This is a genomic window from Lysinibacillus antri, assembly GCF_003977595.1.
Classification (GTDB): domain Bacteria; phylum Bacillota; class Bacilli; order Bacillales_A; family Planococcaceae; genus Ureibacillus; species Ureibacillus antri.
Map to the genome: position 1 here is coordinate 51,660 of NZ_RYYR01000006.1, position 23,138 is coordinate 74,797.

19 protein-coding genes are annotated in these 23,138 nt (G+C 36.0%); 7 read left to right on the forward strand and 12 right to left on the reverse strand.

From position 1 onward, the window contains the following. The first annotated feature begins 153 nt into the window (after positions 1-153). Together EK386_RS05830 and EK386_RS05835 are read left to right on the forward strand one after the other, a co-directional pair. Positions 154-1,473: a sensor domain-containing phosphodiesterase gene (locus EK386_RS05830; RefSeq protein WP_246027599.1), complete on the forward strand. Its 1,320-nt coding sequence runs from the start codon at positions 154-156 to the stop codon at positions 1,471-1,473. Then, a complete protein-coding gene (locus EK386_RS05835) occupies positions 1,454-2,746 on the forward strand; it encodes a globin-coupled sensor protein (protein WP_126658103.1) in 1,293 nt (430 codons plus the stop codon). Before EK386_RS05830 ends, EK386_RS05835 begins: the two co-directional genes overlap by 20 nt. 92 nt (positions 2,747-2,838) lie before the next feature. Here EK386_RS05835 and EK386_RS05840 read toward each other — a convergent pair whose 3' ends face one another. From EK386_RS05840 to EK386_RS05845, 3 genes are all read right to left on the reverse strand, one after another. After that, entirely contained in the window at positions 2,839-3,033 is a 195-nt protein-coding gene (locus EK386_RS05840) for an H-type small acid-soluble spore protein (RefSeq protein ID WP_126658104.1), read from the reverse strand. Between the two features lie 12 nt (positions 3,034-3,045). Further along, positions 3,046-3,213: a hypothetical protein gene (locus EK386_RS20295; RefSeq protein WP_179966004.1), complete on the reverse strand. Its 168-nt coding sequence runs from the start codon at positions 3,211-3,213 to the stop codon at positions 3,046-3,048. A 111-nt stretch (positions 3,214-3,324) separates the two neighbouring features. After that, positions 3,325-3,966 carry a hypothetical protein gene (locus EK386_RS05845; protein WP_126658105.1) on the reverse strand — a complete coding sequence of 214 codons (642 nt, stop codon included), beginning with the start codon at positions 3,964-3,966 and terminating at the stop codon, positions 3,325-3,327. Between the two features lie 227 nt (positions 3,967-4,193). On the opposite strand from EK386_RS05845, the gene EK386_RS05850 reads away from it, so the two are divergent. Further along, positions 4,194-4,427 carry a transcriptional regulator SplA domain-containing protein gene (locus tag EK386_RS05850; protein WP_126658106.1) on the forward strand — a complete coding sequence of 78 codons (234 nt, stop codon included), beginning with the start codon at positions 4,194-4,196 and terminating at the stop codon, positions 4,425-4,427. Continuing rightward, positions 4,424-5,452 (forward strand): spore photoproduct lyase, encoded by a 1,029-nt coding sequence (gene splB / locus EK386_RS05855; protein ID WP_126658107.1) that lies wholly within the window; start codon positions 4,424-4,426, stop codon positions 5,450-5,452. Before EK386_RS05850 ends, splB begins: the two co-directional genes overlap by 4 nt. 44 nt (positions 5,453-5,496) lie before the next feature. Here splB and EK386_RS05860 read toward each other — a convergent pair whose 3' ends face one another. From EK386_RS05860 to EK386_RS05875, 4 genes are all read right to left on the reverse strand, one after another. Next, the gene (locus EK386_RS05860; RefSeq protein WP_126658108.1) at positions 5,497-6,681 is read right to left on the reverse strand and encodes a M14 family metallopeptidase; all 1,185 of its coding nucleotides are present in this window, start codon (positions 6,679-6,681) and stop codon (positions 5,497-5,499) included. A gap of 12 nt (positions 6,682-6,693) precedes the next feature. Continuing rightward, entirely contained in the window at positions 6,694-8,106 is a 1,413-nt protein-coding gene (locus tag EK386_RS05865; protein WP_126658109.1) for a LysM peptidoglycan-binding domain-containing protein, read from the reverse strand. A 118-nt stretch (positions 8,107-8,224) separates the two neighbouring features. Beyond that, positions 8,225-8,986 carry a peptidoglycan editing factor PgeF gene (gene pgeF / locus EK386_RS05870; RefSeq protein ID WP_126658110.1) on the reverse strand — a complete coding sequence of 254 codons (762 nt, stop codon included), beginning with the start codon at positions 8,984-8,986 and terminating at the stop codon, positions 8,225-8,227. Between the two features lie 86 nt (positions 8,987-9,072). Beyond that, on the reverse strand, positions 9,073-10,779 hold the full coding sequence (locus tag EK386_RS05875) for an N-acetylglucosaminidase (RefSeq protein WP_126658111.1): 1,707 nt from the start codon (positions 10,777-10,779) through the stop codon (positions 9,073-9,075). 424 nt (positions 10,780-11,203) lie between these two features. Between EK386_RS05875 and safA the strand changes: the two genes are divergently transcribed. Continuing rightward, positions 11,204-11,812: a SafA/ExsA family spore coat assembly protein gene (gene safA / locus EK386_RS05880; RefSeq protein ID WP_126658112.1), complete on the forward strand. Its 609-nt coding sequence runs from the start codon at positions 11,204-11,206 to the stop codon at positions 11,810-11,812. A 229-nt stretch (positions 11,813-12,041) separates the two neighbouring features. Here the strand turns inward: safA and EK386_RS05885 are convergent, their stop codons facing one another. Further along, positions 12,042-15,134 (reverse strand): efflux RND transporter permease subunit, encoded by a 3,093-nt coding sequence (locus EK386_RS05885; RefSeq protein WP_126658113.1) that lies wholly within the window; start codon positions 15,132-15,134, stop codon positions 12,042-12,044. Positions 15,135-15,228: 94 nt separating this feature from the next. Here EK386_RS05885 and EK386_RS05890 point away from each other — a divergent pair, with 94 nt between their 5' ends. After that, on the forward strand, positions 15,229-16,065 hold the full coding sequence (locus EK386_RS05890) for a TetR/AcrR family transcriptional regulator (RefSeq protein ID WP_126658114.1): 837 nt from the start codon (positions 15,229-15,231) through the stop codon (positions 16,063-16,065). Positions 16,066-16,481: 416 nt separating this feature from the next. On the opposite strand, the gene bcaP is transcribed toward EK386_RS05890, so the two are convergent. Beyond that, positions 16,482-17,864 carry a branched-chain amino acid transporter BcaP gene (bcaP, locus tag EK386_RS05895; RefSeq protein WP_126658115.1) on the reverse strand — a complete coding sequence of 461 codons (1,383 nt, stop codon included), beginning with the start codon at positions 17,862-17,864 and terminating at the stop codon, positions 16,482-16,484. 305 nt (positions 17,865-18,169) lie between these two features. On the opposite strand from bcaP, the gene chrA reads away from it, so the two are divergent. Then, complete coding sequence (gene chrA, locus EK386_RS05900) at positions 18,170-19,357, forward strand: chromate efflux transporter (protein WP_126658116.1); 1,188 nt, start codon at positions 18,170-18,172, stop codon at positions 19,355-19,357. A gap of 44 nt (positions 19,358-19,401) precedes the next feature. Here chrA and EK386_RS05905 read toward each other — a convergent pair whose 3' ends face one another. The 3 genes from EK386_RS05905 to psiE all read right to left on the reverse strand — a co-directional run bounded on the left by EK386_RS05905 (position 19,402) and on the right by psiE (position 22,944). Further along, the gene (locus EK386_RS05905) at positions 19,402-20,913 is read right to left on the reverse strand and encodes an HD domain-containing phosphohydrolase (protein WP_126658117.1); all 1,512 of its coding nucleotides are present in this window, start codon (positions 20,911-20,913) and stop codon (positions 19,402-19,404) included. Between the two features lie 252 nt (positions 20,914-21,165). Then, positions 21,166-22,425, reverse strand: a complete 1,260-nt coding sequence (locus tag EK386_RS05910) for a PLL family lectin (RefSeq protein ID WP_126658118.1) — start codon at positions 22,423-22,425, stop codon at positions 21,166-21,168. A gap of 66 nt (positions 22,426-22,491) precedes the next feature. Beyond that, a complete protein-coding gene (gene psiE / locus EK386_RS05915) occupies positions 22,492-22,944 on the reverse strand; it encodes a phosphate-starvation-inducible protein PsiE (protein ID WP_126658119.1) in 453 nt (150 codons plus the stop codon). Positions 22,945-23,138: the final 194 nt, after the last annotated feature.

The following is a 23,138-nucleotide window of genomic DNA, read 5'->3' on the forward strand; positions in this document are numbered from 1 at the left end:
GGTTTTCCTTATGGTGACAATTGTTATTACTTGTAATAATAAAAAAGAATATCTTGATAATTTATAACTGGAAAAGAGGGAAATACGATGATTACAGTTCGGAATTCTTTATTCGAGGAGCAAACAACCATTATCCAAATGATTTCATCAGGTATGCCGTTAAAGAGCATTTTAACCTTTATCGTGGAAAGTATTGAAAACAACTGTGATTCTTTTAAATTGTATGGATCCATCCTGTTGTACAATCCTTTATTAGAGCAATTGGTAGAAACTGCGAGTTCATCGCTTCCTACAAACTTTATAAAAGCTATAGAACCCATAGATGTCAGTCCTTATGGAGATTCATGTGGAACTGCAGCCTTTTTAAAACAACCTATAATTGTATCAGATATTCAAAATAATGCTTTATGGGATAAGAATGGGCATATTGCTACTTCTTATGGATTTCGTGCTTGTTGGTCAATTCCTCTTCTTTCTTCAAAAAAAGAATTAATAGGAATGATTGTTCTTTATAAAAGAGAGGTAGGAAAACCTGATGAAGAGACAATGAATGCACTCGCTATTTATAACAAATTAGCATCTTTGGCCATAGAGATTTCAGCAAATAACAATAATAATACGCATGGTCTTCATTGCTATGAATTTGATAAACATTTAAAAGGAACGAATGAAACAAACAAAAAAGTTCTTAGGGAATTGTATACAGCTTTAGAAAGGGGGGAATTTGAGGTATTTTATCAACCCTATTTTGGTATTAATCAAAAGTTACTAGGAGTTGAAGCACTTATTCGTTGGAATCATCCTCATTTAGGATTATTGACGCCTGCCTCATTTTTAGGAGCTGCTGAAGAAACAGGTTTTATTTTGGAACTAGAAAAATGGGTATTAACAAAATCAATCAATAAAATGCGAAAATTATATCAGAATGGTTGGACTGACTTAAGACTTTCGGTTAACATTTCCGCGCAACAATTTGAGAATCCTCGTTTTCCTAAAATGGTAGAAGAGCTCTTAAAGGAGGCTTCTTTCCATCCGGAAAACCTTACTTTAGAAGTAACAGAGCGTTTTCTTATTCATAAAGAAAATATCAATATTGTAAATCGATTCAAGGCAACTGGAATTAAATTATCGATTGATGATTTTGGAACGGCTTATTCTTCTCTTCAATATTTGAAAGACTTAAACATTGATGAAATAAAAATTGACCGTTGCTTTATATCAAACTTAGAAATAGATAATAATAGTCAAAAAATAGTCGAAATGATTATTATGCTCGGTCATCAACTGAACTTAAATATTGTCGCTGAAGGTGTTGAAACAGAAATGCAACTCCAATTATTAAAGAAAATGAAATGTGATTCAATTCAAGGTTTTTTATTTAGTAAACCAATTCCATTTAATCATTTGAAGAAAAATTTCTTTCAACAAATGAAAGAAACATGGAGTGACAATTATGTTTTTCAAAAAAACTAGTAAACCAATAGAAAAAGTATTAACCAAACAGGCTAATATTATAATGGACATTTCTAAAGATTCAGAGATAGAAAAACAGATTAAAATGATCGGACTAACTAAAGAAGACCTTCGTATCATTCAAAATTTAAAGCCATATATTATTAAACAAATGGAACAAATTGTGAAGAGGTTTTATGAAAACTTAGCAAACGAACCGTCTTTATTAAAAGTTATCAATGACAATAGTTCGCTATCTAGATTGGCCCAGACGCTTACACAACATATTAGTGAGTTATTTGATGGTGTTATTGACCAAGCTTTTTTTGAAAAAAGAATTCGCATCGCTAGTATACATGTTCGAATTGGTCTCAAAACGAAGTGGTATATGTGTGCTTTTCAGGACCTGCTACTTTCTCTTATGAATATTATTGAAGAGAATATAAAGGATAAAGAAGAGCAATATTTAGCGATTAGAGCAGTTACTAAAATAGTAAACCTAGAGCAGCAACTAGTTCTTGAGGCATATGATGATGAAAGTGAACGAATAAGAAAGCAAGGAGAAGAAGAAAAAATAGCAATCAGACAAAATGTAGCCGCTGCATCAGAAAAGCTTGCTGCCATCTCTGTACAAACGAATGCTTCTTTTCAACAATTACAAGCCCAATCACATGGAGTCATGTTACTTGCCAATAATGGAGCAGAATTATCCATCCTTGCAGAACAATACGCGGAAAATGGCAAAAGGCAACTAATCAATCAAAATACAAATATGGAGAATATTCATCAATCAGTTTGTACAATAGCAAAGGAAATCCAAGTATTACTTACTATTTCAAAACAAATGCAAGACATTGTCAGTATCGTAACAACTATTGCCGATCAAACGAATTTATTAGCTCTTAACGCAAACATTGAGGCAGCTCGTGCTGGTGATGTAGGAAAGGGCTTTGCTGTTGTAGCTGGAGAAGTTAGGAAGCTTTCTGAGGAAACAAAAAAGTCAGTAACGAACGTATCCACTTTAATCCTTTCCTTAAATTCACAAGCAGATAAACTTACACACTCCCTTGAAACCATTACAACAGCAGTAGCCAAAGGAAACGAGCAACTAATAGAAACCGACAATGACTTTAAACACATTTTACAAACTGTAGGCGAAACTAAACTCCAAAACAATAAAATTGAAAACGAGCTTAATTACTTCGTCACAGTAATAAACCAACTAAGCGAATCCTTTGACGAAGTTGCTCTCTCGGCAGATAACCTACGTCACAGTGACTTTTTTAATTGTTAATAATTTGTGGATAATTTAGGGGATGATATTATCCTCTTTTTTGTGTGTTGGAGAATAATAAAAGCCTACCGGAATAATCCAGTAGGCAACTGTTAAGATTGAATCAAATATTCTTCTTTTAATTCGGCAACATTCACTTCTGACCGCTCTTCTAATGAATGTCTTAAATGTACGGTAGCAGTTTTTCCGTCATTGTGTAACTGATCGATCCAAATGGAAACGTCATTATAGGTTACTTCATACTCTTTTGGTGAGTTGTAAATTTCCTGAGCACGACTAAATTCCACAATTTCAACCTCCTATTGGCCTTTCGAATTCCTTTTCGCCTTTTGTACGAGTTGATGAAGCTCGTCTAATTCAGATGCAATTTCTTCTCGCATCTTATTTGGTGCAATCTTTTGATTATCTGGTGTTTGTGGTAAGGACTGTTTATTTGTTCCTTTACTATTGCTATCATCTCTACCCATGAGGAACTCTCCCTTCAATTTGTTCGTTCTTAATATGGCATTGTCCACGATTTTTATCACAAAAAAATACACAACATGCAAAATATCTACATGTCGTGCAAATTTGGTTTCTTATTCTAAAGCGATTCCTGTCTTCGCTGAGAGATCTTCTATCCCATATAACCAGTCTCGTATTAATTGTCTCGCTTCATCTAGACCTTGATTTGCCTCTGCCATCGTATTTCGGTCCTGTTCTTCTAAAGCGGAGAGCATTAAAACAAATGCGTTATATTGGATGTTTGCCGCGTCTATATAAGTTTCGTGTATCGCTCGCACATCTGGATGACTTGGCATAATCGCTTCTAAATCCACTACGAACTGGCGATACCCCGGCACGATATCATCTAATAGTGTATAGTACATAATTTCATCATTTTGGTAGTTTGCACCAGTTACGCTGTCATAAAGGCCGATTAAACGATCTTCTTCTGGAGCAAGTAAAACAACTTCATCTAAATAGTCCGAAAAAGCTTGTGCTAGGTCTTCATCATTGTTTGATGTGGCAGGTTCTGCTTTAGGTGGACTTTCCTCTTTTGTTGTATCACCCACATTGTTCCCAATAGAACTTCCTTCATTCGTTTTACTAGTTTCTTCTGTTTTACTTGTTTGTTCCTCTTTAACTACTGGGGTTGTATCTTCTTTCGGAATTAAGCTACTACAACCAACCAAAAACAGAGCAGTAACAATAGAGAGAAATAGTAAAAGTTTTTTCATGGGTCTCCAATCCTCCCATTCATTACAAGGGACATAATAATGGGATTTTGTTTTTTTTATGCACCACACTTAACTATATTCAAGTATGTACAATTAGTTATTTTGTCCAACAAAAAATATTTTTGTGTCGATTGATTATGTCAATCGGAGGATGTAAAAATCGCACTGGATGGAATTCATAAATTTTGCCCATTTAGACAAGCTAATCCTAGGAAGGTGATAACAAGATGATGAACTATCAGGCAGGAGATATCGTTTATGTGTTTATTCGAAATCCACATATTCAAGATGTTGCGAATATTCAAGAAGCAGCCGTGGTGAAAAATCCGGAAAAGCCAGAAGAACTCGCGATATTTGTATTTGAAACATATTATCCATTAACGGATGATTTAGCGATTTATTCAACATTAGGTGAAGCAGAAGCAGCGTATGCACAGAGTTTTGGAGAAGATACTGCATGAAAAAACCATTTACCCCTCAGCTCGTTTATTTTGAACCAAAAGCTTTAGACTATCCATTAGGACAAGAATTGAAGGAAAAGTTTGAACATATGGGAATTGAAATTCGGGAGACAACATCCCACAATCAAGTGAGGAATTTACCAGGGGACAATGATTTTCAAAAGTATCGTATTGCGAAGTCAACGTTAGTGGTAGGTATTCGGAAAACATTGAAATTCGATACGTCTAAACCTTCAGCTGAATATGCCATTCCTTTTGCGACAGGGTGTATGGGTCATTGTCATTATTGCTATTTACAAACAACGATGGGGAGTAAACCGTATATACGTACATATGTGAATGTCGATGAAATCTTAGAAGCTGCGGATCGATATATGGCTGAACGTGCTCCTGAAATAACACGATTTGAAGCGTCTTGTACGTCTGATATTGTTGGAATTGATCACTTAACCCATACATTAAAAAGAGCGATTGAACATTTTGGGCAAACAGAATACGGTCATTTGCGGTTTGTAACAAAGTTTCATCATGTCGATCATTTACTGGATGCCAATCATAATGGAAAAACACGATTTCGCTTTAGTGTAAATGCCGATTATGTCATTAAACATTTTGAACCTGGTACTTCGCCTTTAGATAAGCGAATTGAGGCTGCTGGGAAAGTTGCGAGGGCTGGTTATCCACTTGGCTTTATTGTGGCGCCTATCTATCTTCATGAAGGATGGGAGGAAGGCTATTATCATATGTTTGAACGACTAGATGCGGAACTACCTAAAGATGCAAGAGATGATATTACATTCGAATTCATCCAACACCGTTTTACTAGACCTGCGAAAAAAGTAATTGAAAAGAATTATCCAATGACAAAGTTGGAATTAGATGAATCAGCAAGACGTGTAAAATGGGGAAAGTACGGTATTAATAAATTTATTTATCAAAAAGAAGAAGAGAAAGATATAAAGGAGCATTTATATGGCTATATGAAAAAGTTCTTCCCGAATGCTAAGTTGGAATACTTCACATGAAAGAAGCCGGAAATAGACTATTCACGTCATTTCCGGTCTTTTTGTTACATATATAAACCTGCTAAAAAGATTCCAAGTGTTTCTTCGTAAATTTCATCAAATTGACTCAATGGAAGAGGATTTTGCCCTGTACCAAGCTCTACGGTATAGCCTGGTCTACGCCAATCTTGAATAAACCAATCCTTATAGCCTGCATAACTTTCAAGGGTTTGAACAGGTTCGTACCCACTTACTCTTGCAAACTCCTTCACGATCACTTCCGCTTCAGGTGGCTCCATGTTTTGATAGCCCCAATAAATCACTTCCCCTTGTGTATGGAAAGCTAAAACTCTTGAAAAATCACGTCTCCTTGTTAGATTGGCCATAGCAATCGCCTCAGGTTGTGTTAAAGGAGCTTCCCCACCATAATCCCGCGGACCAGGATTTTTCGGATTACGTTCTCTTTCTAAATCCCAGTTGGCAGGATACTGATCGTTTAAGTCGACCCCATTAATGTTTGCCTTCCAGTTTGAAAAGTCCGAACTACCATTATTCCACTCGACTAATTGCTCTCTTCTTGATTCAGGTGCACCATTAATCACTAGATTCACACCATCTGGGTTTACCATTGGCACAACGGAAAGCATTGCTTGTAAATAGAGTGGTAGTGTAGATAAGCCGCGCATGGAATTTTGATTTGTTAAGGAAAGTAAATAGTCATTTAAAAACCTCATAAGAACAGGTGTTGTAATCCATTCGTTGGCATGGAAGGAGGCATTATAGTGAACGCGTTTTGAACCAAGCCCAATTAATACTTCAGGTATATCTAACCCTAGTACGGAATCACCAATCATGGACATTTGCATGAATGGATATACAGAGGAAAGTGTCCAAAGGTCGTTCATCATCGTATTATAATCATATTCTTGTTTACCATTCACAAAGCGCCATGTTACTCTTCTCGGCACTCGAATGGATTGACCAATTTGAAGTCGATTGGGGTTTAAATTTGGATTCACAAGGTATAGTGTATCGACGGCTAAATTATTTCTTCTTGCAATGGACCATAAAGAGTCGCCTGGTTTTATTTCATAATTCGCTGTAACATAACCCGGGACACGTATCCTTTGTCCAATTGATAAATATTGTGGGTTAATATCTCGATTGGAGTCAATGATTAGTCGAAGGGGCACTGAAAAGACCTGGCTTAAGTACCAAAATGATACACCGGGGCGAACATAAACATCCATACAATTCCTCCCTTACACAAGTTTTTTAATGTCAAAGGTATCGTTTAATAACGCCCAGTTTTGAGGATAAGGATAGCCTAATGCCCAATAGCTTACGCCACGCAAATGATATTGTTTAATCAGATTAAATTTTGCTTGCGCACTGCGAGCATCCTCAAACCACACCTCATGATTTTGGCCTTGTTCATCAACATAACGGAAATACGGTGATTGGGCCGTTTCATCATATTGGATTGCGGCATTATATTTAGTTGCTCGACGAATGGCTTCTTGAGGACTAAATGTTTCTGCTATAGCCCCTTTAACATGCGGTAATTTCCAATCCCTCGCATAGATTTGAAAGCCTAAATAGATTTTATTAGCGGGCATAACAGATAATGCATACTCCACAACACGTCGCATGTGATGGATTGGTGAAATTGCTTGAGGAGATGCTCCCCGCCAGCCCCATTCATATGTCATCAACACGACAAAATCCGCGATCCGTCCATGAGCTTCATAATCGTGGGCGGTATATAATAGTCCTTCTTGGGCTCCACTTGTTTTTGGTGCTACTGCAGTAGATACAAAATACCCTTGTTGATGAAGGCGATTTACGGCTTCCTGAACAAATGTGTTGTAGTTTTCACGATCTCGTGGTTCAACATATTCAAAGTCAATATTTAAACCTCTATAGCCTTTGCGCTTCATTACTTCCAGTACATTTGAAAGGAGTTTTTCTCTAGTTGATGGATTGGAAAGTACTTCGTGAGCTAAATTTGTTCCGACATCTGTTACGGAAAGGTTGGTGATAGAAAGCATGGGGACTACCTGTTTAGATTTACCACTACTAAGCATTGAATCATCCGCAAAGGGTTGTAGAGTTCCATCTTGTTTAATAATGTAAGCGAAAGGGCTCAGGTACGTTAATAAATGGCCGATTTCCGATACGGATTGTGCTGCCTCTTCATCCTTTTGATACGTATAGGCATTTACTTCGATTAGTGGTTTGGGTCGTGGGATCAGTAATGGAGTTCCAGAGTAAATGTAGTTCGAGTTTTGGATTCGATTTAAAGTTAAAATGGCTTCTATAGATGTTTGATAGTAATTTGCGATTTGCCATAGCGATTCCCCTGGTAATACAGTGTGAAGTAAAGGTGGGATATATAAAGTAGTTCCTATTGTTAGTTGATTTGGATTCGTTATACGGTTTGCTCGAATTAGGGCATTAATTGTTACGCCATACTGTTGTGCAATAGACCATAAAGTGTCCCCTACTTGTACAGTGTGAGTGGATCCGGGTGACGGAATTACAATTGCTTGACCGTTTAACAATTGGTTAGGATTGGGCAATTGATTAACTTGTTGAATATCATTCACATTGACGTTATAACGACTAGCCAAAAAATTAAGTGTTTCGCCTGGCCGTACAACATGTATGAGCAATACATAAATCCCCCTCTAAAATAGCTTCAATAAGTAATATATGATAGTTTTATAAATTTAGTAATAAACCAAGGATCCAAAATGGATGACCTTGGTTAATTTTATGGGAAATAATTAGTTACATTTTTCTCATAATAAAACTTAAATGTCGCCCTGCTTTTTTATCCTGTCTATATGAAAAGCCTTCGGGACTAGTAAATGTACATGTTGAATCTATCGTAATGTTTTCAGGTGGAATGCCTGCTAGTTCACATTGCTTTTTAACAGTTAACTGATTATCGATGTGATATTTATTCGTTTCTTCTTTAAAATAAATATATTCATCCGCATAACCGAGTTGTTTAAACTTTAAATAGACATCTTCATCTACTTCAAATTTTTCTTGGCTTAAAGCTGGCCCAAGAACTACTTGTATGTCATTTGGCTGGCAATGTTCGTGGTTGATTAGCTGCTGCAACACTTTCGTTGTAATTTCTTTTACAGTCCCCTGCCATCCTGAATGGATCACGCCTATCAAACCATTCTTTTCGTTATAAAACATGATAGGAACACAATCGGCAGTAAATGTACAAAGCAGTGTATTCGGCTCGTAAGTGTAAAGTGCATCTGTATTGGGAATCGCCGTTTCTGTACTTTTCGCTCCCCTTCCTTTATCGGTAATCGTTACATGATGTACATTTGCGCTATGCGTTTGATTAGCACAAACGAAATCCGTTAGACCGCAATTTAAGTGAGTAGCTAGTTTACTTCGATTGGCAATAATCTGATCTGGGTTTTCACATATATGAAGCGCCATGTTACTTTGTTCAGGATCTAGTTCATCCTTAAGTGTTGTTCCTAAAATAAAGGAATCGTTGTTTAAGTAAATTTTCGTTTTCATTCCATCACCCCATTTCATCATAATACATTGGAAGGAGAACCTTCAAATTTAAAAAAGCCGTCCCAATGAAGGGACGACTTAAATGATTAATGTGTATTCACAATGCGAACATTCTCTAACACAGTGTATACATCCGCTTCACTAGTTGGCAATTCAGAAACCAGACGATGCCAGCCAGGATCTGTAGAAGGGGTATTAGAGAGTGTGATAGGCATTAAATTAAGATATTTAATAGTTCCATCAATTTTATACTGATATGCGCGGTCCCCATTTGGCGCAGTTCGTACACTTACGAGGTCGCGTGTTGTAATACCGAGTTGATACTTTTTATAATCTTGACTTCCAAGTGCAGAATCAATTCGATACATATGACCAGCCGTTTTCGCTCCCCAATATGGATCGGATGCATAGCGCACATTCATACCATTGATTTTCCCGCCAAGTGCCACACCGTTATAACGGAAATCAGACATTTTAGCTGGGTTTAAATAATACGTATTTAATCGATTCGCTAAATCTGCAATATTGACATCAAGTTTTAAAAAATACTTTGCTGCAGTCTTATTTACCGTAGTAGAGCATGTAGCATTGTTGTCTGTTACATTTAAACCGAACAGATTGTTATAGTTTTGTGCGTGACAACTCATTCCATAATCGCTTTCATGAATTGCAAGTGAAAGGATCAATAATGCATTTAATCGTTGTTCTTTTTCAACGGTTTTTAATTTACTTCCAAGTCCAATTAATCGACTTTTTGTGGAGGCATTTGCGTATTTAGCTAGACCTGTATTTTGTCTATCTGCAAGTATATCTACAATATATTGGTCAAGCTGTTCAGCAGTATAACTTGTTGGTACTCGGGGTGAGAGATATTGGAAGTAAGAATAACTTTCCCCTACATGTTTCCCATTTGCATCATAAAAATTAACGCTATCTGTGCTCGTATATTTTGCACCTTCTACTAGAAACGCTGGTTTTTCTCCAATTAAATAGGACCCATCGTAGCTTTGTTTCGTATGACGATAGACTCTGTGATATAAACCGGTACGGTCTGCATAATAGTAAGATACCCCTTTAGCTACGGCAGTTGGAATCAATGTTACATCGGATGGTTTCACATACATTGTTTGTCCCGCAACTTCTACAGTGACATACTGTTCAGTTGCATCGAGATATTTCAATTCAGTATCCGTTGCTATTCCGCCATACTCATAACGGGTTGTAAAAGTTGGTTGCTTATAATAAACAGTTAACCCTTTCGTTATAGCGTAGCCATCTGGAATTTTCACATATGTATTCCCCAACATAATTGCTTCATTTGCTTTTAAATTAGCATTGGCTGTGTTGAAAGTATCATACCTGTCCACCTCTGAATATGTACCATCTGTTTGTAATTGAACGACAGAATAACGAGCTTGCTCTACTGTAAAGGGTTTAGTAATTGGTTGATTTAACTTTTTTGTAAGTGTGCCAACCTTGCCTAAAATGTTATTTGTAATATGTAATGTATAGCTTTTCCCCTGTTCGTAGCCTTCTTTCGGAGGATGAACTATTACAGAGTTATCTATTACTGTATACGTGATGTTTTGTTTTACGTTTTGGCTATTGGTAATGTAAATATTATTTACTACACTCGATTCGACAACAGGATAGTTAAATGTAATTTTCCACTCTTTATTTGTAGGCACGTTTTCCGCTTTATCGGATAGAGTTGCACCTTCTACAATTGATGGAATGGTTAATAATAGAATGATCACGAGTAGATTTGTTATGTGCTGTTTTACTTTATACATAATGTTAAATTCTCCCTTCCTCCTATCATCATAACATCATACAAAAATGTTAAACTAGTAAACTTTATTATAAATAGTAATAAAGGGATATTTTTACTATGGATTTTATATAAATAAAATCTATTAAACTGTAAATTTAATTTAAAAATTTACAGATATTTCAACTTCACAGGTTTATTCATGCCTATTTTCCAATTCCCCAAAATAATTGGATTATCATTTCCTCCAGAAAATATTCCCTATTACAGATTTATTGCGATTTTAACAAGAATTTAGGTTTAAAGAACTGCATCAAATTAAGGTTTTTTATCTGAATGAACTACGAGGTAATACTTTTGTAACATTTTAACCAATATTTACGGGGTTAAAATTGATAGAAAAGTATTTTACTATAAGGGTACAACAAACAGGAAGGATTGATTAGATGTTTAAACACTTGAAAAAAGGCGCGATCGCAACGATTCTAGGAGCATCTTTATTAATACCGGCAACTGCATTAGCAGCTAATTCATATACAGTAGTATCAGGAGATACACTTTGGAAAATCGCAGTAAAAACACAAACTGGAGTTCAAGAATTAATTGAAGTAAACCCTCAATTAGCAAATCCAAATTTAATTTATCCAGGACAAAAAATAAATGTCCCTGAACAAGAAGGACAAGCCGTTGAACAAGAAGTTGTTCGCCTAGTAAATGTGGAAAGAGCGAAAGCAGGTCTACCAGCATTAAAATCAGACTGGGAAGTAGCGCGTGTGGCAGAAGCTAAATCTCAAGATATGGTTGATAAAAATTACTTCAGTCATACTAGTCCAACTTACGGATCACCATTTACAATGTTAAAAAACTATGGCATTAACTATCGTTCAGCGGGTGAAAATATTGCGCAAGGTCAAAAAAGTGCGGCACAAGTTATGGATGCATGGATGAATAGTTCAGGCCATAGAGCAAATATTTTAAACAAAAACTTCACTCATATCGGTGTAGGTTATGTAGCAGATGGTCATTACTGGACACAAATGTTTATTCAAAAATAAAATACCTTCAAAGTCGGGAACTATACGTTCTCGGCTTTTTTTGGATAAAAAGAAGATGCCTCATTTCTGAGACACCTTTTTATGAAGTTATGAAGTATGAATCTTGAACAGTGTCTAGCTACAGGCGCTAGCTCCTCGGAAACTTCAACTTCCTCCTACGCATGCAAGCATGCTTGTCGGAAGTTTCCAGTTTCTTTCGGAGCTGGGCGAGCGCCTTTCGCTTTTCTAATTAGTCTTCACGAACATCTTTACGATTTTTCTTTAACATTTTAGAAAGGATTTCGTAAACGATTGGTACGACGATTAAAGTTAATAGCGTCGAACTTAATAAACCACCGATTACTGTAATTGCAAGGTCAGCGGACATAAGACCTCCGCCACCACCAACACCAAGAGCCATTGGTAACATTGCCCCAATTGTTGCAATCGCCGTCATTAAGATAGGACGTAAACGTGTAGCCCCTGCTTCTAAAATTGCTTCACGCATTGATAATCCATCATGTTCCATATGAATAACTCGGTCTACTAGTACAATTGCGTTCGTTACAACAATACCGATTAACATTAATAGACCCATCATTACTTGTACGGAGATCGTATGGCCAGTAATGAATAGACCAACGAATGCACCGATCACTGTAAATGGTAATGAGAATAGAATCGCAAATGGTGCTAATCCTTCACCGAATGTCACAACTAATACAAAGTATACAATGGCAATGGCTGCAATCATCGCAATACCAAGTTGTGTGAATGTTTCAGCCATATCTGCAGCAACACCAGCTACGCCTGTTGTTACACCTTTAGGTAAATCTAAATCATCAATTTTATCATCTGCAGCAGATGATGCTTTTGAAATATCATCGCCAACAATTGTTCCGGATACAGTAGCGTAATACTCCCCGCCTGAACGAGTTAAAGTATTTAGCGTAGTACCTTTTTCAATTGTCACTAACTCAGATAATGACATTGTAGTACCGAGTGGTGTTTCTATTTCAGTTTTTAATAAATCTTCAACTGTTTCCGGCGTTACTTTTGCTTCACGTTGAACAATGATTTCGATATCATTGCCGTTGTGTTCAACCGTTGATAATACTTCTTTCACGCCTGAACTAGATAAAGCCATAACAATTTGACCAGTTGTTAAACCGTATTGTAATACATGTTTTTGATCCACTTTGAAGACATTTTCTACATATGGATCTTCCGCATCACTTGTAATATCTTCTAAGTTTTTCACGCCAGTTAATGCTTCTTCAACTTGATCTACAGCTTTCATCAAGTCATCTAAATCTTCACTATAAAGTGTATAGCTTACTTCATTTGATGCCATTGAAGTCATCGCAAAGTTTTGAGATTTCCATTCACCAGACTGACCAATATTAAACACATATTCTTCCACTTCTTCTCTTGCTTCAGGGAAGTTATCCATGTCAGGGTTAAAGATTAGGTACATTAATGCACCGCCTCCACCACCACCCATCATCATGGCAGCTGGATCAATGTTTTCTGGATCGTTAATTGATAATTGAAGAATTTCAATATCTTTGCGTGTTAATAATTCTTTTTCAACTTCTTCAATGTTTGCTTCAGTTTCTTCCATTAATTCCCCTGCTTTAGGAGTATAAGTTAAATACATCACTTTCTCTTCAGCGGAACCCATGAAACTAAAACCGATTAATGGTGTAAGACCGAACGAAGCAACTAATAAAATAATTGCAATTAATGATGTAATCACTTTATGGTTTAATGCTTTTTCTAGGACACCTTTATACCACAATGCAAGTTTACCAACTTCTTTATGGTTACTTTCTGACTTCTCACCGTAAAGTTTTTTACGGAATAAGAAGTGCGATAATGCTGGTACGATCGTGATCGCTACTAGCAAGGAAGCACCTAAAGCAAATGTCATTGTTAATGCGAAAGGCATGAACAATTCGCCAACCATACCACCTACAAAAATTAATGGAGCAAATACAGCTACTGTTACGATTGTAGAAGAAAGGATTGGTTTAAACATTTCAATTGTTGCTTCACGAATTAATGCGCGACCATAAAGTTTTTCTTGTTTTAAGTGCATACGACGATAAATATTCTCTACTACAACGATGGAGTCATCAATTACACGTCCAATCGCTACTGTAATCGCACCTAAAGTCATAATATTTAATGTAATATCCATCCAGTTTAATAAAAGGATTGCCATAAATATGGAAACTGGAATAGAAATGATCGAGATAATTGTGGATTTAAAATCACGTAGGAATAATAGGATAATTAAAACCGCAATTAAACCACCGAACACTGCTTTTTCTACCATTGAGAAGACCGATTCTTCGATTGGTTCACCTTGGTCAAGGGAAATATCGATAATCAGACCATCAATTTTCTTTTCTTCTTCTTTAATTAAATCTTTTACAGCATTTACTACTGTTACAGTGTTTGCTTCTTGCCCTTTTACGATTTGGATCGAAATCGCGTTTTCGCCGTTTGTACGAGAAACTGATTTAACTTTACCTACTGTTTCTATAGTTGCAATATCCCCTAATTTTACAAATGGGATCGGATTCTCTGCTGTTGGTGTTACAGGGATTAGCATTTCCTTAAAGTCATCTACAGTTTTAAACTTACCATCAATAGCAACAGCTTCTTCACCTTCAATAAATTCATAAAGACCAAGTGATAGAGACATGTCACTTGCTTGAACCATTTGTTTCACTGAGTCTTCAGTTAAACCAAGGGCAGCCATTTTTTCTTCATTATAAGTGAATTCTACCTCTTCAATATGTTGACCATTGATTGTTGCGGATGCAACGCCATCAATCTTTTCGATTTTTGGTAATAATAAGTCTTCAACAGTTGAAGTTAATTCGACGATATCTTCTTTAGAACTACTAACTGATAGTGCAACAACAGGCATCATATTCATACTAATGGCCATGATTGTTGGTTCTTCCACTTCTTCTGGTAAAGCAACATTATCTAAAGCCGATTCGAGTTGGCGTTTCTTTTCATCCATATCCACGCCATATTCATACTCGACTTGAATTTGAGAGACGCTTGAAGATGAACTTGAATATACGGCTTTAACATCTTCTAAGCTTTCTACTGCTTTTTCCATTGGTATGGATAGCTCATTCATTACTTGTTCTGGAGTTGCTCCAGGATATACGCCCATGACGATTAAGTACGGAATTGAAATATCGGGAATTGACTCCATTTTCATTTTTGTTGCTGAATAAATACCTGAGAATGTAATGATGATTGTTAATAACCATACTGCCAGTTTATTTTTCAGAACAAAATTTACTAAACCCTTCACTATTACACCTGCCCTCATTTGACTCTTATCTTTCCGTTATTTATAATAATGACTAATTGGTCAGTTGTCAATGAATGAGGTAGGAGTGTCACAAATGGTTAAAAAACAGCTCATTATGGAAAAATCTTTAGAATTGTTTGCAGAAAGCGGATTTGAAGCGACTTCTATTCAGCAAATTACAGAACGTTGTGGGATCTCTAAAGGAGCCTTTTATTTGCACTTTAAGTCAAAGGATGAGCTGATTTACAGCTTAATTGATAAATTCATGAGCGAATTTATTGCAGATATTGAACGGTCGGTCAGTGAGGATAAACCAAAAGAAGAATTGTTGTATAACTTTTTATATACTACGTTTGGTGAATTTCAACAACAAGCGAATTTTGCCAAGGTTTTCTTGAAGGAACAAGTGCTTTCTTTTAATAAAGAGTTATTCGAAAGATTTCACATGTATACAACAATAATCAATAAAATTATTTTCTCAGTTGTCCAAAGACAATTTAAAGATGTAAATTTAAATATGCAACTAGATTTATTATTTACGATTAATGGTTTATCTAAAGGCTATGGAGAATTATTTTTAATCGACAATTATAATGTAGATCTAGATAAGTTGTGTAAAGCTATTGTTGAAAAAGTTACAATTATTGCCGAACATGCAACAATTCAATTTATTACTCCGGACTATTTTGCTTCAACAAATCAACATATGAATATTACGAAGGAACAAATTGTAGATTTGATGATTGAAGTGATGGGAGAAGTTGAACAAGATTCAATTGTTCATGAATCGTTAGTTTTATTAAGAAATCATTTAATAGAACCAACATTAAGTGATGTTTTAATTGAAGGTTTGTTAAAAAATATAAGGTCAAGTTCCCAGTGCAAGTGGATTGCCTATTTATATCAAATTCAACTAGAACAAAAAAAATAAAGTAGGTGCCATTGAAAAATGGTACCTCAGACTGTAGACAAAGTCGTTTTCAACGACTTTGTCTACTATTTTTTCTTTATAAAAAAGTTCAATTACAATTGGGGTTTTTAGTGAAAATGTTGATATATCAATATCTGTCACTAAATAACTAATATAAATTAATTATGAAATTAGAGAAAATAATTCAGGAATTATCATGATTTTGATTAATAATTCCTTTTGTCGACACTCTGAGGTGCCATTGAAAAATGGTACCTACTTTATTTTTTTGCTATACGATCCGCTTGCGCTTTTCTTATGTTTAGCTGCGAACGCGCCTCTCCTCTAAACTTGCGAAAACTCCTTCGAGGATAAAAAGCGTCCTCTTGTGGTTTCCTCCAGTTGTTGTCGGAGCTAAGCGGGCATTCTTCGCTTTTCTAATTTAAGTTACTATTTTTTCGGCCATAAACGAAATAAACGACTAATCCGATGATAAACCATACCCCACAGGCTATCCATGTATGAACAGATAACTGTACAATTAAGTATAGACATGCAAGGAATGAAACAATTGGTAGAACAGGGAAGAGGGGAACCTTATATCCACCAGTTGGAATGTCTTTATTTTTTCTTAAGAAAATAACACCAAGGGAAACAATCATAAAGGCAATTAATGTCCCCATGTTAACTAATTCAGCTAATCTTGCTAATGGAATAACCCCTGCGCAAAAGGCAATGATAATACCAAATATCCATGTATTAATAACAGGTGTGTTATGTTTGGGATTTACTTTATACATAATTTTTGGAAGTAGACCATCACGACTTAAGGCAAATAGTAGTCGAGATCCTCCGTAAATCATAACAAGAATAACGGTCATCATCCCAGTAACGGCTCCTAATGAAATCACACCAGCAATCCAGTCTTGACCAACAAGTTGAATCACATAGCTTACAGGATTGCTTACGTTTAAATCGGTATATGGAGCAATCCCGGTTAACACTAAGGAAACGGAAATATAAAGGACTGAACAAACTAATAGTGAACCGATAATGCCAATGGGTAAGTTTCTTTGTGGATTTTTTACTTCTTCAGCCGCAGAAGAGACTGCATCAAATCCTAAATAAGCAAAGAAAACAAGGGCAGAACCCGCTAATACGCCTTCAAATCCAAATGGCATAAAAGGTTGCCAATTTTCAGGTTTAACATAAAATACACCAACAAAAATAAATAATAAAATAACGCCAACTTTTACAAAAACCATTATTTTATTTATTTTAGCAGATTCCTGTATACCTAATGTTAATAGGAAAGAAATCATTAATACAATGATAATAGCTGGTAAATTGACGTAGGTCCCACCACCAGGATTAAATGGTCCTGATAAAGCTGCGGGAATCGTAATATTTAAACCTTCTAATAAAGAAACCAAATAAGCAGACCACCCTGTAGCAACAGAAGCAGCTGCCAACCCATATTCCAATACTAATGCCCAACCCACAAACCAAGCGACTAATTCCCCGTAGACGATATAACCATATGTATAAGCACTTCCGGTAACGGGAATTGAAGAAGAAAACTCTGAGTAACACATAGCGGCTAATGCACATACAAGTGCGGCAATTAGGAATGAAAATACAATTGCTGGTCCTGAATGACTAGCAGCCACGGTACCAGGAAGAATAAAAATACCTGTTCCAACAATTGCCCCTACACCAAGTAAAATTAAATCAAAGGCACCAAGAGTTTTTTTTAGTTGCACACCACTAGTATTATTTAGCAATTCATGAATGTGCTTTTTTCTAAATAAATTTGACAAAATAAACACCTATTCTTTTTGAATTATGAAAAAATACTACTACGGAATAGGGCTAAGGTCAAATGTTTATTGGATAAATTGGCGAAATTTATCGAAATGAGAGATATAGTAGGAGAATTGACCTTAAAATAGTTTGAATAATTTAAAAATATAGTTAATTTTTGATTTTGGATGTTTATATAAATGTAGGCTATAGTAAAGTTATTTGTATTACAATTTTGTAAATTTAATGGAATAATAGCATTGATAATAATTTTCTTTGATAGTATGAAGGGGACTAAACAAATTGTAGGAGAAAAATAATTATGAAACAGTCATTAGAACAAGGGAAACCTTCTATTAAAACACTGCTTGAAATTTTATTGGTCTCGACAAAACTCGGTTTAACTTCTTTCGGTGGTCCAACTGCGCATTTAGGATATTTTCATGAAGAATATATTCGTAGACGGAAATGGCTGGATGAAAAAAGTTACGCAGAGCTAGTTGCACTGTGTCAATTTCTACCTGGTCCAGCAAGTAGTCAGGTTGGAATGGGAATAGGTATTATGCGTGGTGGCTTTTTAGGTGGGATTGCCTCATTCATAGGATTTACAATGCCCTCTGTAATTGCATTAATTCTATTTGCAATTTTTGTACAAGGGTTTGATGTTGGGGATGCAGGTTGGATTCATGGTCTAAAATTAGTGGCGGTTGCCGTTGTAGCACACGCAATATTAGGAATGGCAGGAAATTTGGTACCTGACCTAAAAAGAAAAACGATTGCTATTTTTGCACTTGCAGCTGTTTTACTATGGCAAACCGTGTATACCCAAGTGAGTGTCATAATGCTCGCTGCAATAATCGGTTTCTTTGTTTATAAGCAACAAGATGATAAAGAGACGAATTCGCTTGAGTTTCCCATTTCGAGGAAAGTTGGTTTTGTTTGTTTAACTTTCTTTTTTGCCCTATTAATTTCATTACCTCTACTAAGAGAAGTTACATCTTCAAAGTTTATTGCGATATTTGATAGTTTCTATCGCTCAGGTTCCCTTGTTTTTGGTGGGGGACATGTAGTATTACCATTACTTGAAAGAGAGTTTGTTCCAACATTTATTAGCGATGCATCCTTTTTAGCGGGATATGGGGCAACGCAAGCAGTGCCAGGACCTTTATTTACCTTTGCAGCATATATTGGTGCTGTCATGGATGGTTGGGTTGGCGGATTAGTCGCGACAATTGCAATCTTCTTACCTGCATTTTTACTCGTCTATGGAACTCTCCCGTTTTGGAATCGTTTACGTCGAAATGGGAAAATGAAAAGTGCTTTAATGGGTGTAAATGCTGCGGTTGTAGGTATTTTAATTGCCGCTTTCTATGATCCAATATTTACATCAGCAATAGTTTTACCGATTGATTTTATTGGGGCAATTATCCTTTATAGCATGCTATCTTATTGGAAATTAGCACCGTGGATCGTTGTTGTTACAGGAATATTTTTGGGGTTAATAATATAAAAGAGCCGATACACAGACGGTAAATTCTGTGTATCAGCCCTTATTCAATCTGTTTCATCTTTTATTTTTAAAAAAGCGTCTAGATTCGCCAAGAAAATATCTGTTAATTTGGGGTCAAAATGTTTGCCGCGTTCTTCTTTGAAATATTTAATGATTTTTTGCATTTCCCATCCTTTTTTATAAACACGATCACTAACTAAGGCATCAAAAACATCCGCAATAGCAGTAATTCTGCCATAAAGGTGTATTTGTTCACCTTTAATGCCTTGAGGGTAACCGGTACCATTATATTTCTCGTGGTGCTGATGGGCAATAACTGCAGCCGCTTTTATAATTGGCCGCTCAGAATGTTTTAACATATTAAATCCGATGAGCGAATGACTTTTCATCACTTCATACTCTTCATCTGTTAATTTGTCTGGTTTATTCATAATGATATCACTAATACCAACTTTTCCGATATCATGCATAGGGGAAGCGAGTTGTATAATCTCCGCCTCTTCTTCTGAAAGACCATACCTTAATGCTAATAATCTGGAGTATTCAGCAACCCGCTTAACATGATTTCCAATCTCTTTGGAGCGCATTTCACCAATTTCACCTAATGTATAAATAATTTCTCTTTGTGTACGGTCAATTTCTTGTACTAAACAAACGTTTTTAAAGGTAGTAGATGTTTGAGATGAAAAAATTTCAATTAGTTTCTTTTCCCAATCTGTTAGTTCTCTGCCAACATTGAAATAAATAAAATAGTGACGTTCTAATTCTTCGCCTAAATACATTAAGAACGTATGACTTTCAATTAGAGACAGGTTATCGTCTAGTCCCTGTCGAATGCTTGGAGAAAAGAGGTTAGTGGTATCGATAAGTTTATTCTGAAAGACGCCACTTTTAAATAATACCTGTAACTCTTGTTTGCTTTTTTGAAGAATTAAGCTGCCATACGTATATGTATTTTGTAATTTTAAAATGGCTTTCAATTGCCCTAAAATTGTATCGATCAGTGGATGAATAGAAATCTCTTTTAATATTTCAGAAGTAGCAGAGATGACATTTTTTAATCCGTTTTTATTTTGCTCCATTACGAGTAATTCACGGTATGAACGTAATGCCGAAATAATAGATGTAAATAGCTTGTATGATGTTAGTTCAGATTTTATTTGGTAATCGTTAATTTCGAAGGAAAGCATAACTTGTTTATATGGGAAAGTCTCTGGATGGCTTGTTTGTAAAATAATTCTAGAATTTTGATCATGTAGTTCATTTCGAATATATTGTACAATTTGTAATCCTGAATCCATAGACTCCAATTCTGTATCTAATAGAATGACAGCCATATGCTCTATGGCGCACAGGATTTGTTTTGCTTCTATAGAAGAATAAGCATGGTGCCATGTTATTCCTTTTTGTTCAAAGGCAATATCCTTCAGTCCTTCTTCAATGAATTGATGGAACTTTTTATCCTGATTCACGATGAGAACATGCCAATGATTTATTCTTTTGTGGTCGTTAAGAAGTTGTTCATTGTCTTCTTTAAACAATGACTTACTATCCATATAAGTTCCTCCACCAAGCTTAATTGAACAAGTATTTTAGTGCGATGCTTTAAAAGCTTAGAATTTTGAAAAAAATGGTCGATTTATAAAATTATTTTATCAGATTAATGTGGATATGTAATTTGCTTTCACAAAATAACATCAGATAATGAAAATCAGAGGGAAAAAGTTTACGATTTCAATAAAATGATTGAAACAAAAAGAACTAGGCAGGTCAAATTTAAAAAAGCAGCTGCCTAGCTAATATATAAATTATCTTCCTTGGTAACTATGGATTAAATCCCCGTTTTGACCTCGTGCAAATAAATCAGTTCTGTTTGGACCCCAAGAAACTGCAGCTGGTGCGCTCGTTAAATTGCCACCTAGAGCCTCCCAACTATCCCAACGAGAGCCATTCCAAGTTCGCTTATAAAGTCTATTTCCTGTGCCTCTTACGAATACATCTAGTTGATTTGTACGTCGCGATGAAACAGTAGGCGCACTTGTCAATGTACCACCAAGGCTTTCCCAATTGCTCCATCTTGACCCGTCCCACCATTTGTGAATTAAATCATTGGCTTGCCCTCTAGCAAACACATCAATTCGATTTGGTCCCCATGAAATAGCTGCAGGTTCAGAATTTAAGTTGCCTCCAAGGTCTTCCCAATCTTCCCAACGAGTGCCGTTCCATGTTTTCTTATATAAACGGTTGTTTCCGCCTCTTACAAATACATCGAGTTGATTTGTACGGCGACTTGAAGCTGAAGGTCCGCTTGTCAATGTACCACCAAGGTTTTCCCACTCATTCCATCGTGACCCGTCCCACCATTTGTGATACAGTGCATTGTCTGTTCCTCTAACAAAGACATCAATGCGATTTGGTCCCCAAGAAACGGCACCTGGAGACGAGGTTAATACGCCACCAAGGTTTTCCCAATTACTCCATCTCGACCCGTCCCACCAAATATGATATAGAGCGTTATCTGTGCCTCTTGCAAATACATCTAAACGGTTTGGTTGCCAGGAAGATACGGTCGGTGCGCCAACAATTGCTCCACCGAGGCTTTCCCAATCAGACCACCTCCCACCAGGTCTTGGCGGTGTTGGGCCAGGTGCAGGACCAGGACTTGGTTGCATACCTCTAAGAATATTTAATGTTATTTCAATGACTTGTGTGAGTATACGATCAATAGTATTCACAGGGAAGCCCATTTGGAGAATAAGTAAATTAAACCAAGGTGTTTCTCTTTGGAATTGTGCATAAATCTGATTTGCAGATGTGTTCGGCACTGCTTCATTTCTCGTAAAGTTCACAATAAAGAAAAAGAATGCCTCTACTAATTGCCTGTTAATCCCCGCTTGTTCTAATTGTGTATAAAGGTTATTATGCTGTGTGCGAATCGTTTGCATGATTTGCTGTACACTCGGGCGTTGCTGTGTAGGTTGTTGTACATATTGTGGAATTGGTTGTGGGGGTGGGCTTACCGGACCATGCTGCACGTAATAATATGGATTGCCATTATACCTGTACATATTCAATTCCTCCATTTCTATGCTAGTGTATGCAACACATTTTGAAGTGGGACTCAGACTGGCATTTTATTTGGTGGAAGTTTTATTGCCTGGAAAAAGAGAAGTTTTCGGTCTTTCTAATGGAGTAACATTAATAATGAAGTAGCTGATAATTAGAATTAAAATAACGAAGGAGTAAATGAGTGTATCTTTTGGATGGTCATGCTCTACAATGATTAAGCGGATCATGGCAGTGATACCGATATATAAGAAGTATCGTAATGGGAAATGATAATCCTCCTTGAAGTACTTTACAATCATTGTAATGAACTCAAAATATAAAAAGAACAAGAGGATATTGGCGAGGAACAATTGATAATCATTACTGCCATCAATAAATAATATCTTAAAAAACTCAATGAGCTCTTTAATAAGTAGAAAAGATAAAATTAAGGATAATACAATAAGACAAATGTTTAAAAACCACTGTAACACTTTCGGTATATACTTTTTAATTTGAGTCCAATGTACATTGCCCATATTATCTCCCCTCACTTTTTAATAGAATGTTTATTTTTATGTAGATTTATAGCTAAAAATGCTAGTTTTTTAAAAAATAAGAGAAAAACAAGCGGGATAGGGAAATAATTTGCATTTACGATGGTTAATCATTATAAGTGGATTATTTAGGGGGGCGAAATGATTTTTATTTTGTTAATATCTAGTAGAGTAAA

Bases quoted from the DNA above. Each gene is read 5' to 3' on its own strand.
- EK386_RS05830 (WP_246027599.1), top strand. From the start codon at position 154: ATGCCGTTAAAGAGCATTTTAACCTTTATCGTGGAAAGTATTGAAAAC.
- EK386_RS05835 (WP_126658103.1), top strand. From the start codon at position 1,454: ATGTTTTTCAAAAAAACTAGTAAACCAATAGAAAAAGTATTAACCAAA.
- EK386_RS20295 (WP_179966004.1), bottom strand. From the start codon at position 3,213: ATGGGTAGAGATGATAGCAATAGTAAAGGAACAAATAAACAGTCCTTA.
- EK386_RS05845 (WP_126658105.1), bottom strand. From the start codon at position 3,966: ATGAAAAAACTTTTACTATTTCTCTCTATTGTTACTGCTCTGTTTTTG.
- EK386_RS05850 (WP_126658106.1), top strand. From the start codon at position 4,194: ATGATGAACTATCAGGCAGGAGATATCGTTTATGTGTTTATTCGAAAT.
- splB (WP_126658107.1), top strand. From the start codon at position 4,424: ATGAAAAAACCATTTACCCCTCAGCTCGTTTATTTTGAACCAAAAGCT.
- EK386_RS05860 (WP_126658108.1), bottom strand. From the start codon at position 6,681: ATGGATGTTTATGTTCGCCCCGGTGTATCATTTTGGTACTTAAGCCAG.
- pgeF (WP_126658110.1), bottom strand. From the start codon at position 8,986: ATGAAAACGAAAATTTACTTAAACAACGATTCCTTTATTTTAGGAACA.
- EK386_RS05875 (WP_126658111.1), bottom strand. From the start codon at position 10,779: ATGTATAAAGTAAAACAGCACATAACAAATCTACTCGTGATCATTCTA.
- safA (WP_126658112.1), top strand. From the start codon at position 11,204: ATGTTTAAACACTTGAAAAAAGGCGCGATCGCAACGATTCTAGGAGCA.
- EK386_RS05890 (WP_126658114.1), top strand. From the start codon at position 15,229: ATGGTTAAAAAACAGCTCATTATGGAAAAATCTTTAGAATTGTTTGCA.
- chrA (WP_126658116.1), top strand. From the start codon at position 18,170: ATGAAACAGTCATTAGAACAAGGGAAACCTTCTATTAAAACACTGCTT.
- EK386_RS05905 (WP_126658117.1), bottom strand. From the start codon at position 20,913: ATGGATAGTAAGTCATTGTTTAAAGAAGACAATGAACAACTTCTTAAC.
- EK386_RS05910 (WP_126658118.1), bottom strand. From the start codon at position 22,425: ATGTACAGGTATAATGGCAATCCATATTATTACGTGCAGCATGGTCCG.
- psiE (WP_126658119.1), bottom strand. From the start codon at position 22,944: ATGGGCAATGTACATTGGACTCAAATTAAAAAGTATATACCGAAAGTG.